The 15469-nt window shown below is 66.0% G+C and carries 18 protein-coding genes and 1 tRNA gene; 10 read left to right on the top strand and 9 right to left on the bottom strand.

Annotated elements, in window-relative coordinates; genetic code table 11:
• Positions 1 to 7: 7 nt before the first annotated feature.
• From cysW to AB4850_RS21710, 3 genes are all read right to left on the bottom strand, one after another.
• Positions 8 to 934, bottom strand: coding sequence for a sulfate ABC transporter permease subunit CysW (gene cysW, locus AB4850_RS21720; protein ID WP_414445043.1), 927 nt, complete (start codon positions 932 to 934; stop codon positions 8 to 10).
• Complete coding sequence (cysT, locus tag AB4850_RS21715) at positions 931 to 1824, bottom strand: sulfate ABC transporter permease subunit CysT (RefSeq protein WP_414445042.1); 894 nt, start codon at positions 1822 to 1824, stop codon at positions 931 to 933. The genes cysW and cysT overlap by 4 nt, the downstream gene beginning before the upstream one ends.
• 184 nt (positions 1825 to 2008) lie before the next feature.
• Positions 2009 to 3043, bottom strand: coding sequence for a sulfate ABC transporter substrate-binding protein (locus AB4850_RS21710; protein WP_414445041.1), 1035 nt, complete (start codon positions 3041 to 3043; stop codon positions 2009 to 2011).
• Positions 3044 to 3314: 271 nt separating this feature from the next.
• Between AB4850_RS21710 and lexA the strand changes: the two genes are divergently transcribed.
• The 3 genes from lexA to AB4850_RS21695 are packed head-to-tail and all read left to right on the top strand — an operon-like array spanning position 3315 to position 5006.
• Positions 3315 to 3962, top strand: coding sequence for a transcriptional repressor LexA (lexA, locus tag AB4850_RS21705; protein ID WP_414445040.1), 648 nt, complete (start codon positions 3315 to 3317; stop codon positions 3960 to 3962).
• Positions 3963 to 4004: 42 nt separating this feature from the next.
• Positions 4005 to 4328, top strand: coding sequence for a hypothetical protein (locus tag AB4850_RS21700; RefSeq protein ID WP_414445039.1), 324 nt, complete (start codon positions 4005 to 4007; stop codon positions 4326 to 4328).
• A 39-nt stretch (positions 4329 to 4367) separates the two neighbouring features.
• The gene (locus AB4850_RS21695) at positions 4368 to 5006 is read left to right on the top strand and encodes a DUF2939 domain-containing protein (protein WP_414445038.1); all 639 of its coding nucleotides are present in this window, start codon (positions 4368 to 4370) and stop codon (positions 5004 to 5006) included.
• An 87-nt stretch (positions 5007 to 5093) separates the two neighbouring features.
• On the opposite strand, the gene AB4850_RS21690 is transcribed toward AB4850_RS21695, so the two are convergent.
• Positions 5094 to 5591 carry a universal stress protein gene (locus AB4850_RS21690; protein WP_414445037.1) on the bottom strand — a complete coding sequence of 166 codons (498 nt, stop codon included), beginning with the start codon at positions 5589 to 5591 and terminating at the stop codon, positions 5094 to 5096.
• Positions 5592 to 5809: 218 nt separating this feature from the next.
• Between AB4850_RS21690 and nodI the strand changes: the two genes are divergently transcribed.
• On the top strand, positions 5810 to 6724 hold the full coding sequence (gene nodI, locus AB4850_RS21685; protein ID WP_414445036.1) for a nodulation factor ABC transporter ATP-binding protein NodI: 915 nt from the start codon (positions 5810 to 5812) through the stop codon (positions 6722 to 6724).
• A gap of 6 nt (positions 6725 to 6730) precedes the next feature.
• On the top strand, positions 6731 to 7567 hold the full coding sequence (locus AB4850_RS21680) for an ABC transporter permease (protein WP_414445035.1): 837 nt from the start codon (positions 6731 to 6733) through the stop codon (positions 7565 to 7567).
• A gap of 122 nt (positions 7568 to 7689) precedes the next feature.
• On the opposite strand, the gene AB4850_RS21675 is transcribed toward AB4850_RS21680, so the two are convergent.
• The 4 genes from AB4850_RS21675 to AB4850_RS21660 form a co-directional block, all read right to left on the bottom strand.
• Positions 7690 to 8112 carry a hypothetical protein gene (locus AB4850_RS21675; protein WP_414445034.1) on the bottom strand — a complete coding sequence of 141 codons (423 nt, stop codon included), beginning with the start codon at positions 8110 to 8112 and terminating at the stop codon, positions 7690 to 7692.
• A gap of 79 nt (positions 8113 to 8191) precedes the next feature.
• A complete protein-coding gene (locus AB4850_RS21670; protein WP_414445033.1) occupies positions 8192 to 9259 on the bottom strand; it encodes a permease in 1068 nt (355 codons plus the stop codon).
• 221 nt (positions 9260 to 9480) lie between these two features.
• Positions 9481 to 10368 (bottom strand): neutral zinc metallopeptidase, encoded by an 888-nt coding sequence (locus AB4850_RS21665; protein WP_414445032.1) that lies wholly within the window; start codon positions 10366 to 10368, stop codon positions 9481 to 9483.
• Between the two features lie 131 nt (positions 10369 to 10499).
• On the bottom strand, positions 10500 to 10937 hold the full coding sequence (locus tag AB4850_RS21660; protein ID WP_414445031.1) for a PaaI family thioesterase: 438 nt from the start codon (positions 10935 to 10937) through the stop codon (positions 10500 to 10502).
• 176 nt (positions 10938 to 11113) lie between these two features.
• Here AB4850_RS21660 and AB4850_RS21655 point away from each other — a divergent pair, with 176 nt between their 5' ends.
• Positions 11114 to 11590: a winged helix-turn-helix transcriptional regulator gene (locus tag AB4850_RS21655; RefSeq protein ID WP_414445030.1), complete on the top strand. Its 477-nt coding sequence runs from the start codon at positions 11114 to 11116 to the stop codon at positions 11588 to 11590.
• Positions 11587 to 11898, top strand: a complete 312-nt coding sequence (locus AB4850_RS21650) for a hypothetical protein (protein WP_414445029.1) — start codon at positions 11587 to 11589, stop codon at positions 11896 to 11898. The genes AB4850_RS21655 and AB4850_RS21650 overlap by 4 nt, the downstream gene beginning before the upstream one ends.
• Positions 11899 to 12041: 143 nt before the next feature.
• Here AB4850_RS21650 and AB4850_RS21645 read toward each other — a convergent pair whose 3' ends face one another.
• Entirely contained in the window at positions 12042 to 12875 is an 834-nt protein-coding gene (locus AB4850_RS21645) for an oxidoreductase (protein ID WP_414445028.1), read from the bottom strand.
• A 93-nt stretch (positions 12876 to 12968) separates the two neighbouring features.
• On the opposite strand from AB4850_RS21645, the gene AB4850_RS21640 reads away from it, so the two are divergent.
• From AB4850_RS21640 to AB4850_RS21630, 3 genes are all read left to right on the top strand, one after another.
• On the top strand, positions 12969 to 13943 hold the full coding sequence (locus AB4850_RS21640; protein ID WP_414445027.1) for an AraC family transcriptional regulator: 975 nt from the start codon (positions 12969 to 12971) through the stop codon (positions 13941 to 13943).
• A gap of 319 nt (positions 13944 to 14262) precedes the next feature.
• Positions 14263 to 15252: a tRNA dihydrouridine(20/20a) synthase DusA gene (dusA, locus tag AB4850_RS21635; protein WP_414445026.1), complete on the top strand. Its 990-nt coding sequence runs from the start codon at positions 14263 to 14265 to the stop codon at positions 15250 to 15252.
• Between the two features lie 95 nt (positions 15253 to 15347).
• Positions 15348 to 15423, top strand: a tRNA-His gene (locus AB4850_RS21630).
• Positions 15424 to 15469 lie beyond the last annotated feature (46 nt).

The raw sequence follows: 15469 nt of genomic DNA, 5'->3' as shown, positions 1-15469 counted from the left end.
TGCCTCTTCAGGAGTGCGATGCGGCGGCGGCGCGCGCGTTCGCGAGTTCGGCCGACATCCGGCGTTCGGCGAGCAACTTGAGCGCCAGCGTCACGAGCGCGAGCAGCGCCAGCACCGATGCCACCGCGAACGCGGCCGAAAAGTTGTATTCGTTGTAGAGAATCTCGACGTGCAGCGGCATCGTGTCGGTTTGGCCGCGGATATGGCCCGACACCACCGACACCGCGCCGAATTCGCCCATCGCCCGCGCGTTGCACAGGATCACGCCGTACAGCAGGCCCCAGCGCACGTTCGGCAGCGTCACGCGGCGGAAGATCTGCCAACCCGACGCGCCCAGCACGCGCGCGGCCTCTTCCTCGTCGTTGCCCTGCGCCTGCATCAGCGGGATCAGCTCGCGCGCGACGAACGGGAACGTCACGAAGATGGTCGCCATCACGATGCCCGGCACCGCGAAGATGATCTGGATGTCGTGCGCTTCCAGCCACGGCCCGAGCCAGCCCTGCGCACCGAACATCAGCACGTACACGAGGCCCGAGATCACCGGCGACACCGAGAACGGCAGGTCGATCAGCGTGGTCAGGAACGCCTTGCCGCGAAACTCGAACTTGGCGATCGCCCACGACGCGCACACCCCGAACACGAGGTTCAGCGGCACCGCGATCGCGGCCACCGTCACGGTCAGCACGATCGCCGACCAGGCGTCCGGATCGGCCAGCGATTCGAAGTAGAAGCCGATGCCCTTGGCCAGCGCCTGCGCGAACACCGCGGCGAGCGGCACCACCAGGAAGCCGGCCAGGAACAGCAGCGCGACGCCGGTCAGCACCCAGCGCGTGACGCGCGACTCGCTGACCGGATTGTGACGGCGCGCCGCCGTGGCGCGCGGCGCGACATTGCCTGCGGCCAGCGCGGAGCCCGGATTGGTCTGGCGGCTCATTGCGCACCTCCCGCCGTGACAACCGTGGCCGCAACCGGCGCCGGGCCGCTTGCGCCGCGGCTGGTACGGCGTTGCAGGACCCATTGCAGCGTGTTGATCAGGAACAGCATCGCGAACGACACCACCAGCATCACCACGGCCAGCGCGGTCGCGCCGGCGTAGTCGTACTGTTCGAGCTTGGTGATGATCAGCAGCGAGGTGATTTCGGATTTCATCGGCACGTTGCCGGCGATGAAGATCACCGAGCCGTATTCGCCGAGCGCGCGCGCGAACGCGAGCGCGAAACCGGTCAGCAGCGCCGGCAGCACGGCCGGCAGCACCACGCGGCGGAACGTCAGCCAACGCGTCGCGCCGAGGCAGGCGGCGGCCTCTTCCTGCTCGCGTTCGAAATCCTCCAGCACCGGCTGCACCGTGCGCACCACGAACGGCAGGCCGATGAAGGTCAGCGCGACCAGCACGCCGAGCGGCGTAAACGCCACCTTGATGCCGAGCGGCACCAGGTATTGCCCGAGCCAGCCGTTCTGCGCGTAGACGGCGGCCAGCGAAATGCCGGCCACCGAGGTGGGCAACGCGAACGGCAGGTCGACGATCGCGTCCACCAGCCGCTTGAACGGAAACGTGTAGCGCACCAGCACCCAGGCCACCAGGAAGCCGAACACGGCATTGATGAGCGCGCCGCCGAGCGCCGCGAGGAACGTGAGCCGGTAGGACGCCACCACGCGCGCCGAGGTGGTCGCCGCGACGAACTGGTCCCAGGTCAGCGTGGCCGTTTTGAGGAAGGTGGAGGCAAGCGGTATCAGCACCACGAGGCTCAAATAGGCCACCGTGATCCCGAGCGTCAAGCCGAAGCCGGGCAATGCGCTCGGCTTGCGGAAGGTGTACGTCGTCATGCGAAAGCGCTTCCTAGGTTGACTTGGGAGACGCGGCCGCCGGGAGATTTCCGGGCGGCCGCGCTGGGTGCTGCGTTATATCGGGCCACGCGTGCCGTGTGTTGCCGCGCCGCCTCGGGTCCTGCTGCGTGGCGGCGCGCCCCTCGGGAGCGCGCCGCCGGCTTCCGGCTGCGCGCCGGAAGCGTTACTGCGGTTTGTAGATCGAGTCGAACACGCCGCCGTCGGCGAAGTGCGTCTTCTGCGCGTTGGTCCAGCCGCCGAAGGTATCGTCCACCGTGTACAGCTTCAGCTTCGGAAACTGCTTGGTCAGCTCGGCCGGCACGTCCTTCGAACGCGGGCGGTAGAAGTTGCGCGCCGCGATTTCCTGGCCTTCCTTGCTGTACAGGAAGTTCAGGTAGGCCTCGGCCAGCTTGCGGTCGCCCTTCTTGTCGACCACCTTGTCCACCACCGCCACCGGCGGCTCGGCCAGGATGCTGACCGACGGCACCACGATCTGGAACTTGTCCGGACCGAATTCCTTCAGCGACAGGAACGCCTCGTTTTCCCAGGCGATCAGCACGTCGCCGATATCACGCTGCACGAAGCTGGTGGTCGCGCCGCGCGCGCCCGAATCGAGCACGCCGGCATTCTTGTAGAGCTTCGAGACGAAATCCTTGGCCGCCTGCTCGTTGCCGCCCGGCTTGTGCAGGGCGTAGGCCCAGGCCGCCAGGTAGTTCCAGCGCGCGCCGCCCGAGGTCTTCGGGTTCGGCGTGATGATCGACACGCCCGGCTTCACCAGATCGTCCCAATCCTTGATGCCCTTCGGGTTGCCCTTGCGAACCAGGAACACGATGGTCGAGGTGTACGGCGAGGCGTTGTCGGGCAGGCGCTTCTGCCAATCCTTGGCGACGATCCCCTTGTTGGCCAGCGCGTCGATGTCCCAGGCCAGCGCCAGCGTCACCACGTCGGCCTGCAGGCCGTCGAGCACCGAGCGCGCCTGCGCGCCCGAACCGCCGTGCGACTGCTTGAACGTGACGGTTTCGCCCGTCTTGGCCTTCCATTCCTTGCCGAAGGCCTGGTTGATGTCCTGATACAGTTCGCGGGTCGGATCGTAGGAGACGTTCAGCAACGTCGTGTCCGCCAGTGCATGCGTGGCCCCGCCCAGCGCCGCCGCGCCGACCGCCAGTGTTGCGATAAGACGGCGAACGCCGCCTGCCAGCCCCGTGTTGCGCTTGACCATCCCGGTGATCTCCAAAGGTTCGTGGATCGTTTTTTGCAATGTCGGGCCAGTCTAGCGAACAGCTTTCATCATTAAAAATAATCGTTATTCATTCTTTTAGAAGAAAAAGTGGTAAAGACCGCCCGACGGACGGTTGAGGTGTGGAAACCGGCGCTGGAACGCCCTTCGATGGCGTCGGAACCGGCGTCATAGCGACGAACTTCAAGTAACGCTTGAAATTCCCGAACTACTGTATAAAAATACAGATCACTGTCTATCCATACAGTTGATCATGACCAAACTCACCGCACGTCAGCAGCAAGTATTCGATCTGGTCCGCCGCGCGATCGAGCGCACCGGCTTCCCGCCCACCCGGGCGGAAATCGCGGCCGAGCTGGGTTTCAGCTCGCCGAATGCGGCCGAGGAGCACCTTCGGGCGCTGGCCCGCAAGGGCGTGATCGAGCTGGCCGCCGGCGCGTCGCGCGGCATCCGCCTGCTCGGCCTCGAGGATTCCCCCTATCAGTTCACGCTGCCCCACGCGGGGCTGATGCAGCTTTCGCTGCCGCTGGTCGGCCGGGTGGCGGCAGGCAGCCCGATCCTGGCGCAAGAGCACATCTCGCAGCATTACGCCTGCGATCCGGCGCTGTTCACGAGCAAGCCCGATTACCTGCTGAAGGTGCGCGGCCTGTCGATGCGCGACGCCGGCATCCTCGACGGCGATCTGCTCGCCGTGCAGAAGCGCACCGAGGCGAAGGACGGCCAGATCATCGTCGCGCGGCTCGGCGACGACGTCACGGTCAAGCGCCTGAAGCGCCATTCCACGGGCCTCGAACTGATTGCCGAGAACCCCGATTACGAAAACATCTTCGTGAAGGCCGGCAGCGCGGAGTTCGCGCTCGAAGGTATTGCCGTCGGTCTGATCCGGTCCGGCGAACTCTGATTCCCGCCGTCCCGCCACGCTGCCCCGATCTGGAGAAACGCCATGGAACGCCTCGCTCGTCTGCTGCCTTTCCGTCAATTCGGTCGTCTGCGCCATCTGCGCGGTCGCACGCCCTGTGCACCGCTCGCGGCTGATGTCGGCGCACCGGCCTCCTCCGGGGCGGCCGAGCTGGCTTCCTTGCTGCCATCGGCGCTGCCGGCCTTTGCCCGCGTTTCGCTGAATGCCGGGCTCCATCACGCCGAGCCGGCGCGGCGCGCGCCGGTACGCGTCTATCACGGGTCGTCGCGGCTCATCATGGTCGGCTCGATCGATGCGGTGTGTCGCATGATCGACGATTGCATCGCCGAGGAACGTTCGGCCGTCTGAGCCGTCTCTGGATACTGACCGTATCCACGCGGAGGCCCCGTGCCCGTTTCCTTATCCCCTGGTTCTTCGCCTCGCCGCGGCTGGCTCAAGCCGCTGGCGTCGGTCGTCGTCGCCCTGCTCGTCTTGGCCACGGTGATTTATGCGTTCGCCTCGCCGTATCTCGCCCTGCGCGATCTCAAGCAGGCCGTCGATGCGCGCGATGCGCAGGCGATCAGCCGCTACGTCGATTACCCGGCGTTGCGCATCAGCCTCAAGCAGCAACTGGCCGACGAGTTGATGCGTCGCATCGATCTCCAACGCCACGACAACCCGCTCGCCATGCTCGGCGCGATGATCGGCTCCGCGCTGATCGGGCCGCTCGTCGATGCCTATGCCACGCCGGAAGGCGTGGCCGCGTTGTTGAGCGGGCTGCCGCCGCGTGGCGATCCGGGCGAACACCCGCCCACGCTCGATCAGCCTGCTCCTGCACCCACCCCTGCACCGCCCGCCTCCGCTGCACCACCGGCCAGCGGCGTGCCAGGCCCGAGCGCAGCGCCGCAAGCGAATGCAGCCTATCAGGGGGTCGACGAATTCGTGGTGGTGTATCAGCGCAATGCCGGCGATGCGCGCTACGCGGCGATCTTCCGTCGCAGCGGCCTGTTCGGATGGAAACTGAGTGCGATCGATCTGCATCGCTGATGGTTGACTGCCGCGGCCCGCGCGGCAGAGTCGAGGCGGCCAGAGCCGCGCCGCCTCAATCATGGCCTCGTCGGCCCCTTCAACGCCTCATGCCGCCGCGCTGGCCGCTGCCTCGCGTTCCTTTGCCCGCTCCTCGCGTTGCTCGTCGGCCGACGAGCAGGCCACGAGGATGCTGCACGACACGCGGTCGAGCAGTTGTGTATTGCCCGCGCCCATCCACCAGCGCGACAAACCGCTGCGGCAGCGATGGCCCACCACCACGAGATCGACGTTGAGCGACTTCGCCAGGTTGGCGATTTCGTCGATCGGATAACCGAACGCGAAATGGCCCTCGGCCTGCACGCCGCGCTCGGTCAGCCAGTCCACGCCTTCCTGAAGAATCTCGCGCGCGGTTTCCTCGAAGCGCCCGCAGGCCACGTCGGTCAGCAGGCCCGCGCTCTGGGCGATGCTCGAACGCATGTCGACGACCGACAGCAGATGCGTCTTCGCCTTCAATTGCAGCGCGAGATCCGCACCGCATCGCAAGGCCTTGCGGCCCTCCAGCGTACCGTCGTAACACAGCAGGATGGTCTGGTAGCTCGACATGATCGCCTCCATGCAGAATCGGTCGACGATTTGATCATGGTGCGCCGCAATTCAGGATGCAAGGGATGGAAAACGCGGACACGCAAATAGTTCGCCGATGCCGGATTGCGGTGCAGGCTTGCACGATCCGGTCGCGCACGGCGAGCCGAAAGCGGGACGCGATGCACTAGAATGGCCGCTTCGTGCCGTCCCTTCGTCGACCTCCCGCCTCCGCGCCCATGTCCGCTGCTCCGATCGAATTTCACGATGTCAAAAAAAGCTTCGGCGACAAACGCGTCGTCGACGGCCTGTCGTTTCACGTGCGGCGCGGCGAATGCTTCGGCCTGCTCGGGCCGAACGGCGCGGGCAAAACCACCACGCTGAGGATGCTGCTCGGCATGACCTACCCCGATTCCGGCACGATCCGGCTGTGCGACGAACCGGTGCCGGCCCGTGCACGGCAGGCGCGGTTGCGCGTCGGCGTCGTGCCGCAATTCGACAACCTCGATCCCGATTTCAGCGTGCGCGAGAACCTGCTCGTGTTCAGCCGCTACTTCGGGCTGTCGGCGCGCGCGGCGCGCGAACTGGTGCCGTCGCTGCTCGAATTCGCCAAGCTCGAAAGCAAGGCCGACGCGAAGGTCGGCGAGTTGTCGGGCGGCATGAAGCGGCGGCTCACGCTGGCGCGCGCGCTCGTCAACGATCCCGACGTGCTGGTGCTCGACGAGCCGACCACCGGGCTCGACCCGCAGGCACGCCATCTGATGTGGGAGCGGCTGCGCTCGCTGCTCGCGCGCGGCAAGACGATCCTGCTGACGACGCATTTCATGGAAGAGGCCGAACGGCTGTGTCACCGGCTCTGCGTGGTCGAATCGGGCCGCAAGATTGCCGAGGGCGCGCCGCAGGCGTTGATCGAAAGCGAGATCGGCTGCGACGTGGTGGAAATCTACGGCCCCGATCCGGCCGCGCTGCGCGACGAACTCGCGCCGTATGCGACGCGCGCCGAAATCAGCGGCGAGACCGTGTTCTGCTACGTCGACGACCCCGCGCCACTGACGCGCAAACTGAAGGGCCGCACAGAACTGCGCTATCTGCACCGGCCCGCGAATCTCGAAGATGTGTTCCTGCGGCTGACCGGCCGCGACATGCAGGATTGACCACCGATGGATACCGGCCACTCGACACCCGCCCGCGACACGCACGCCCCCTCGGCCCCGGCTCGTTTCGCGATCGCCCTGCCCGCCAACGGGCGCAACTGGATCGCCGTCTGGCGCCGCAACTATCTCGTCTGGAAAAAGCTCGCGCTCGCCTCGATGATCGGCAACCTGGCCGATCCGATGATCTACCTGTTCGGGCTCGGCATGGGCCTCGGCGTGATGCTCGGGCACGTCGACGGGGTGTCGTATATCGCGTTTCTGGCGGCCGGCACGGTGGGGTCGAGCGTGATGATGTCGGCCAGCTTCGAGGCCATGTATTCGGGTTTCTCGCGCATGCAGGTGCAGCGCACCTGGGAAGCGATCATGCACACGCCGCTCTCGCTCGGCGACATCGTGCTCGGGGAAATCATCTGGGCCGCCAGCAAGGCGATGCTGTCGGGCACGGCGATCATGGTGGTGGCGAGCGGGCTCGGCTACGCGTCGTTTCCGTCGCTGCTGGCGGCGCTGCCCGTGATCGCGCTGGCCGGCCTGGCGTTCGCGAGCCTGGCGATGGTGGTCACGGCGATCGCGCCGTCTTACGACTTCTTCATGTTCTATCAGACGCTGGCGCTCACGCCGATGCTGCTGCTGTCGGGCGTGTTCTTCCCGATCACGCAGTTGCCGGGCATCGCGCAGCACGCGGCCTATGCGCTGCCGCTGGCCAACGCCGTCGATCTGATCCGGCCGGCGATGCTCGGCCGGCCCGCCACCGACGTCGCGATGCACGTCGGCGTGCTGGTGGCGTATGTACTGGGCGGGTTTGTGGTGTCGGCCTGGTTGTTCCGTCGGCGCATGATGCGCTGAACGCAACACGGCGCATGCCGGGACTCAAGCATGCGCCGATGCGCCACACCGGGGCCGGTACGGCGTGAAACCGGCAAGACGCCGGTTCGGTTACACCCTGTCGCGCGAGGCGCCGACGCCCATCAGGCGTCGTCGTCGCCCCAGGGCATTTCCACGTCGGTCAGGAACGCCACCGTCGCGATCGGGCCGCCTTCCTGGCGCCCCTGCTTGCCGTCGGCGCGATGCCATTCCACGCGAAACACCGTGCCGGGATCGTCGGCCAGCAGATAGACCGAGCGCAGTTCTTCCTCGTCGGCATCCTCGACCGGGCCGTCGAACGACACGCGCATGCGCTGCGGCCACAGGCCGTTGGCCGGATCGTAAATGCGATCGCCTTGCGGGATGTCGATGCTGGCCTCGACGCCGATCGTCGACGAGGCCTCGATGATCATCTTGCCGAGCGCATTGAGCACCGCCGTGGCACGCGCGGAATTGGCCTGACGGATTGCGAGATCGCCGCGCGTCAGCGCCTGTTCGAGTTTCGGATGAATCTTCGGTTGCTTCATGCGTAATCCTGATTGCTTCTGGGAATGCCGCCGCGAGGTCGCGGCGACGGTCGAATCTTCGGGTGAATCCTGGGGCGGCTCAGAAACCGAGCCCCACCGCCGCGATGCCGGCCACGATGCCGAAACCCACCACCAGCACGGCGATCAGCGCCAGCATGCGGGCCGGGAACGAGCGCCACAACATTGCCAACGACGGCACGCTGACGGGCGGCAGTGTCAGCAGCAGCGCCGCCGCCGGGCCGACGCCCACGCCGAGCGCCAGCATCGCCTGCACGATCGGCACCTCGCCCGCGGTCGGGATCACGAACAGCATCCCGGCGATGGCGAAAGCGACGATCCACAGCACGGCGTTGCCGACATCGGGACCGACGTGCGGAAACAGCCACGCGCGCGCCGCGCCGAGCAGCAACACGAGCACGATGTATTCGGGGATCAGCCGCAGCGTCATGCGCGCCAGCAGCTTCATCCAGCGCACGAACGGATTGCCTTCGGCCGTCTGACCGGCGGCGATCCGCGCCAGCGCGGCTTCGTCCACGGGCATGGCATCGGCCGAGGCGATCCGGTTCAGCCAATAGCCGATCCCGAACACCATCGCCACGCCGAGCACGACGCGCAGCGCCGTCCATTGCCAGCCGAGCACGAAGCCCATGAACACCAGCGTGGCCGGGTTCAGCACCGTGTTGCCGAGCCAGAACGCCACCGCGCCGCCCGGCGACGCCTGGCGCGCACGCAAGCCTGCCACCACCGGCGCGGCGCAGCACGTGCACATCATGCCCGGCAGCGACATCAGGCCGCCGGCCACGACGCTGCCGAAGCCGGTGCGGCCCAGCACGCGCGCGATCGCGCGGGCCGGCAGCAGCGCCTGAAGCGCCGAGCCGAGCAACAGGCCGAGCACCATCGCCTGCCAGATCGCCTTGCCGTACGCCCACGCGTAATCGAGCGCCGCCGGCCACGACGGCACCGGCGCATGCGCCGCCGTACCCATCAGGATCGACTGGCCGATCGAATGATGTTCGGCTGCGACAAAGGCGCGGTGGTAATAAGGCGACCACTTCACGTAGAACAGCCCGGCGATCGCGATCAAGGCGAATACTGCCCAGCCGAGCGCGGGTGAAGGAGTGGTCGAGGTCGAGCGGCTTGTGTTCATGTCGAGTGTGGCGTGCGGGCTGGCGGTCCTCGTCGGCGGGCTCGGTCGGCTCGCGCTGTTTGGGTCCGCCATGCGGTGAAACGGCATGCGGCGAAGCCGGGATTATCGCATGCGGCACGCGCTCGGCGACGTGCAACGCATGTCGCAATCCACTGCAGCGGCGCCCGATGCGCGGCGCTGGCGGGTACGCATACAGAAGCGGGCGGACGGTTCATGCCGGCTCAGCGCGACGCAAACGTATCGCAGTCGCGCACGTCGCCACGCTGCATGCCGCGCCGCAGCCACGCGACGCGCTGCTCGCTGGTGCCGTGCGTGAACGCGTCGGGCACCACGTAGCCCTGGCTGCGCCGCTGCAAGGTGTCGTCGCCGATCGCGGAGGCCGTCTTCAAACCCTGCTCGAATTCGCCCGGCTCGATCAGTTGCCGGTTCGCCTGCTGCGCGTTGTAGGCCCACACGCCCGCGAAGCAATCGGCCTGCAACTCGAGCCGCACCGACAACCGGTTCGCCTGCGTCTGCGACATGCGCTGGCGCGCCGCATCGACCTTGTCGGAAATGCCCAGCAACTTCTGTACGTGGTGGCCGACTTCGTGCGCGATCACGTAGGCCTGGGCGAAATCGCCGCCCGCGCCGAACTTGCGGCGCAGTTCGTCGTAGAACGCGAGATCGATATAGACCTTCCGGTCGGCCGGACAGTAGAACGGCCCCATGGCGGTTTGCCCGGTGCCGCAGGCGGTGGGCGTCGCATGCTCGAACATCACGAGCGTCGGCGGCGAATAGTCGCGATTGAGCTGAGCGGGAAAGATGTGCGACCAGGTCCGCTCGATATTGCCGAGTACCTTGCGTGTGAACACGGCGCGCGGGTCGTTCTGGTTCGCCTGCGAAGGCGTGTTCGCGGCCGGCGCGGGCGCCGTCTGGCCCTGGCCCGCATGCTGGCCTTGCAGCACGGCCGCGCCCTGCAGGATCACGCGCGGATCGATGCCGAAGAAGTACGAGGCAGCCAACGCCACGACGATCGTGCCGATGCCGAGCGTCGCACCACGCCCGCCACCGCCGAACCCGCCGCGGCGGTCTTCGACATTTCGGCTTTCGGCTTCGTCATCGAGGCGCATCGCGGCTCCATTCGTCGGGTTTGCGGCCGGCACGAAGCACCGCGAGACGCACGAAGTATAGCCAATGGAATGCGCCATGACGGCACGCCGCGCCACACTCGCGGCATGGCACCGGTGCGCAGAGTCAGACCTTACTCGGGCCGCTGGATGAAACAGGTGGCCGAGCCTTGCGCAATGATCTTGTCGTCGGGCGTCTTCAGCGTGCCTTCGGCCACGCCGAGCGTACGCGACAGGTGCGTCACGCGCCCTTCCGCGATCAGCTCGACGTCGCGCGGCACCGGACGCAGCATCTTCACGTGCAGATCCACCGTGCCATAGCCCACGCCGCGGTCGAGCATCGAATGCACCGCACAGCCCGTCACCGAATCGAGCACCGTCGCCGCGAAGCCGCCGTGCACGCCGCCGAGCGGGTTCAGGTGGCGTTCGTCGGCGCGCGCCGTCATCCGCACATAGCCGAGTTCCACGGCATCGAGGCGCATCGGCATGGTTTCGGTGATCGACGGGGCGGGTACGTCACCCGCCGCGGCTGCGCGCAGCAGGTCGATTCCGGAAAAATCGAGCGGTTTCATCAGGAAGCTCCTCGTGGATGGCGATCGGGACAACATCGGAACGACTTTGTTAGTTCCAAAACAGAACGCATTATTCTGTACCGATTTTGGGGCTGTCAACGGCTGTCGACGCAAGGATTGTGATTTCGAGTGTGCGTTCTATAATCAAACCCACTTTTTGAACAGCGAGGCCGCCGATGAAATGGGACGACGTGGGCGAGATGCCGTGTTCGGTCGCGCGCACCGCTGCCGTGCTTGGCGACCGTTGGACCATGCTGATCCTGCGCAATGCGTTTCTCGGCATCCGGCGCTTCGACGCGTTCCAGGCGCAATTGGGCGTGACGCGGCATGTGCTGGCGGAACGGCTCGCGCGGCTGGTCGACGAAGGCATCTTCGAGAAGCGGCCCTATCAGTCGAATCCACCGCGCCACGAATACCGGCTGACCGACAAGGGCCGCGACCTGCACCCGATCCTGCTGGCCCTGACCGCCTGGGGTGATCGCTGGAAGGACGACGGCGCCGGGCCGCCGGTGCTGCTGCGGCACAAGCGCTGCGGCCACCTGATGCGGCCGGTCATGGTGTGTTCCGAATGCGGCGAGCCGCTCGACCCGCGCGAAACCGAAGCCCTGCCCGGCCCCGGCTGGCCGATTCCGGCGCAAGGCGACGCGCATTGACGCGCCGTTTCGCCGCGGCAATAAAAAAAGCCCGCTTCGCTGGCAGCGAAGCGGGCAAAACTCAAGGCAGCCGAGGCAAGTCAGCTGTCCCAAAATTATTAACGGCACCGAACCCCAATACTTTTGGCTTTCGCCCAAAAATATTGAGGCACCTTGGTTTACCGGCGGTTACCGGCGTAAAAACAAAAACGGCACCAAGCTTTCGCTTGGCGCCGCCTGCAACTAGACCCACTTCAGAATTCTTTGCGGTGAGGCGCGAAAAGCCGCCCTGCACCTGTTTTCCTGATTGCTCGCCGCCGCAGATTTGAATATGGGGACCGCGCTGGGCAACTGCTGACGACGTGCGGGAAAACGACCGCGATTGTACGACAAGCGGCACGATTCCGGCAACCGTTGCGCGGGCGGCAGCAGCGCTGGCGCAACAGGCCCGCCACCGCGCGCCGCGCCGGTTTCAGCCGTCCGTCGAGACCGTTACGGTTTCCCAGGCACCGATTTCCTGCTCCATGCTCGCCAGCTTGCCGCGCACCAAACCCAGCGCATCGCTGCCGAGCAGCAGGTGGGCCGGCGGATCGTCGGACGCGATCGCATCGAGCATCGCGCGCGCCGCCTTGCGCGGATCGCCCAGTTGCTTGCCGCTTTTCTCCTCCCGCGCCTGGCGGATCGGATCGAAGATCGCATCGTAATCGGCGATCGAGCGCGGCGTGCGCACCATCGAGCGCCCGGCCCAATCGGTGCGAAACGAGCCCGGCGCCACGGCCGTCACCGCGATGCCGAACGGCTTGACCTCCTTGCCGAGCGCCTCGGAAATGCCCTCCAGCGCGAACTTGCTGCCGCAGTAATAGGTGATGCCCGGCATCGTGATGTAGCCGCCCATCGACGTAATGTTCAGGATGTGGCCACGCCGGCGTTCGCGCATGAACGGCAGCACCGCCTTCATCATCGCCACCGCACCGAACACGTTGACGTCGAACTGGCGGCGCAGGTCCGACAGCGGCGACTCCTCCAGAATGCCTTCGTGGCCGTAGCCGGCATTGTTGACGAGCACGTCGATCGGGCCGACCGTCGCCTCGATCTCGGCCACCACGCTGTCGATCGCCTCGAAATCGGTCACGTCCAGCACGCGCGCCACTGCGCCTTGCGTGGCCAACGCCTCGAAATCGCGCTTCGCCTCGGCGCTGCGCACCGTGCCGACCACCGTGTGCCCCGCCGCCAGCGCCTCTTGCGCGAGCGCACGGCCGAAACCGCTGCTGACGCCCGTAATGAGCAGGATCTTTCCGCTTGCCATCGTTTGACTCCCGAATCGTGACTGGAGACTGCATGGTAGTATCCACGAATCGATCCAATAAGCCGAATTTCGGTATTTTTCTTGCCTAAAACTATGAACCCGAAACGAAGCGCCAGCGTGGATGCCGCTGCGGCGGCTTCGCCGGTCCGTCAGCGCACGATCGATCTGCTGCAGGCCCTGGCGCCCGCGGAGGGCTACAACCTCACCGCCCTGCCGAGCGTGCGAATCCTGCGCTCGGACCGACCGCTGTCGCGCACGCCCGTGCTGTACGACCCCGGCATCGTGATCGTGTGCCAAGGCAGCAAACGCGGCTATTTCGGCGATCAGCTCTATCTGTACGACGCGAATCACTATCTGGCCGTGTCGGTGCCCGTGCCGTTCACGATGGAAACCGAGGCGAGCGCGTCGCATCCGCTGCTCGCGCTGTATCTGCACCTCGATTTCACGCTGGCCGCCGAGCTGGCCGTTCAGATCGACGGTGAGGACGCGGCGGCCCCCGCACAAGCGCCACAAAGCATGATGTCGACGCCGATCGACGACGCGATGGCCGGCTCCGTGCTGCGATTGCTCGAAGCGCTCGGCCGGCCGCTCGAAGCGGCCGTGTTGGGTCAGGGCCTGTTGCGTGAGCTGTATTTCCGCGTGCTGACCGGCGCGCAAGGCGGCTCGATGCGCGAGGCGCTGGCAATGCGCGGGCAATTCGGGCGTATCGGCAGGTCGCTCCGACTGATCCATGCCGGCTACGCGCAACCGCTCGACGTAACGCAGCTCGCCGGCGAAGCCGGCATGAGCGTGCCGAGCTTCCACACCCACTTCAAGACGATCACGCAGGCTTCGCCGATGCAGTATCTGAAATCGACGCGCCTACATCAGGCGCGGCTGTTGATGGTGCGTCAGGATCTGACCGCCGAGGCGGCCAGCCATGCGGTGGGTTATACGAGCCCGTCGCAATTCAGCCGGGAATTCAAGCGGCTGTTCGGCATGACGCCAGCGGCCGAAGTGCGGCGGATGCGGGAGAGTTTCGCGATTCCGGCGGCGTTCGAGGATGCGGTGTTCGTGTCGTCGCATTGAGCTGCGGCGGCTTGGCGCATGGAACATGCCGGCCATTTTTCAGCGGGATTCACGGGTATGGAATCGCTGGCGATATCTCGACGTTCATTCGATGCCGAGTGCATCCGGGTTGATATCTCGACGTTTGATGACTTGGCGGCCCCGCACGTCGTCTTATAATGTCGCCCTTGACCGATGCACGGGATCGAAATGCTTCGACCCTCTGCCGCATCCGCTCCGGCTGCACCGCGCTGCCGGCCCGCGCCCACAAAACCATCAGAACGACGGTGCCGGCCCGGGCGTAACCGAACTTACGATATTGATTCAGCAGGAAGATTCGATGAAAGCAACGCCCCGGCGCGTTACCGTCGCGCCGATGATGGACTGGACCGACCGCCATTGCCGGTCGCTGCACCGGTCGATTTCGCGCCATACCTGGCTCTACACGGAAATGGTCACGACCGGCGCGCTGATCCACGGCGACGTCGCGCGCCACCTCGCGTTCACGCCCGACGAGGCGCCCGTCGCGCTGCAATTGGGCGGCAGCGAGCGCGACGATCTCGCGAAGTCGGCCAAGCTCGGCGAAACCTGGGGCTACGACGAAATCAACCTGAATTGCGGCTGCCCGTCCGAGCGCGTGCAGCGCGGCGCGTTCGGTGCCTGCCTGATGAACGAGCCGGCGCTCGTGGCCGACTGCGTGAAGGCGATGCGCGATGCGGTGTCGGTGCCGGTGACGGTCAAGCATCGGATCGGCGTCGACGCGGTGGAAGACTACGCATTCGTGCGCGATTTCGTCGGCACGATCGCCGAGGCCGGCTGCGAGGTGTTCATCGTGCACGCGCGCAACGCCATCCTGAAAGGCCTCTCGCCGAAGGAAAACCGCGAGATCCCGCCGCTCAAGTACGACTACGCCTATCAGCTCAAACGCGATTTCCCCGAACTCGAAATCATCATCAACGGCGGGATCACGACGCTCGACGAAGCCGAAGCGCATCTGCAACACGTCGATGGCGTGATGCTCGGCCGCGAGGCGTATCACAACCCCTACGTGCTGGCCGAGGTCGATGCGCGCTTCTATGGCGGGGCCGGCCCCGCGCCGACGCGCGAGGCAATCGAAGATCGGTTGATCGCCTACTGCGCCGACGAGATCGCGCGCGGCACCTATCTTGGCGCGATCGTGCGTCATGCGCTCGGGCTGTATCGCGGCGTGCACGGTGCGCGCGGCTGGCGGCGCGTGTTGTCGGACAGCAAGCGGCTCGCGCGCGGCGACGTCGCGACGATTTTTGCCGAGGCGCGCACCCATCTGACGGCCCCGGTCGAAAATTTTTAAAAAGGGGACTAGACAAGGCAATGCCCTGTCCATATAATCTCTTTCTTCGCTGCTGAAACAAAACGGCAACGAAGCAGAAGTAGGCAGTAACAACGGTGGCTGTAGCTCAGTTGGTAGAGTCCAGGATTGTGATTCCTGTTGTCGCGGGTTCGAGTCCCGTCAGCCACCCCAAGAATTTGTAGTCAAAACAGGCGCTTCGGCGCCTGTTTTGTTTTGT

Source organism: Burkholderia sp. 22PA0106 (assembly GCF_047497155.1).
Taxonomy (GTDB): domain Bacteria; phylum Pseudomonadota; class Gammaproteobacteria; order Burkholderiales; family Burkholderiaceae; genus Burkholderia.
This window is presented reverse-complemented; position numbering and strand designations above follow the sequence as displayed.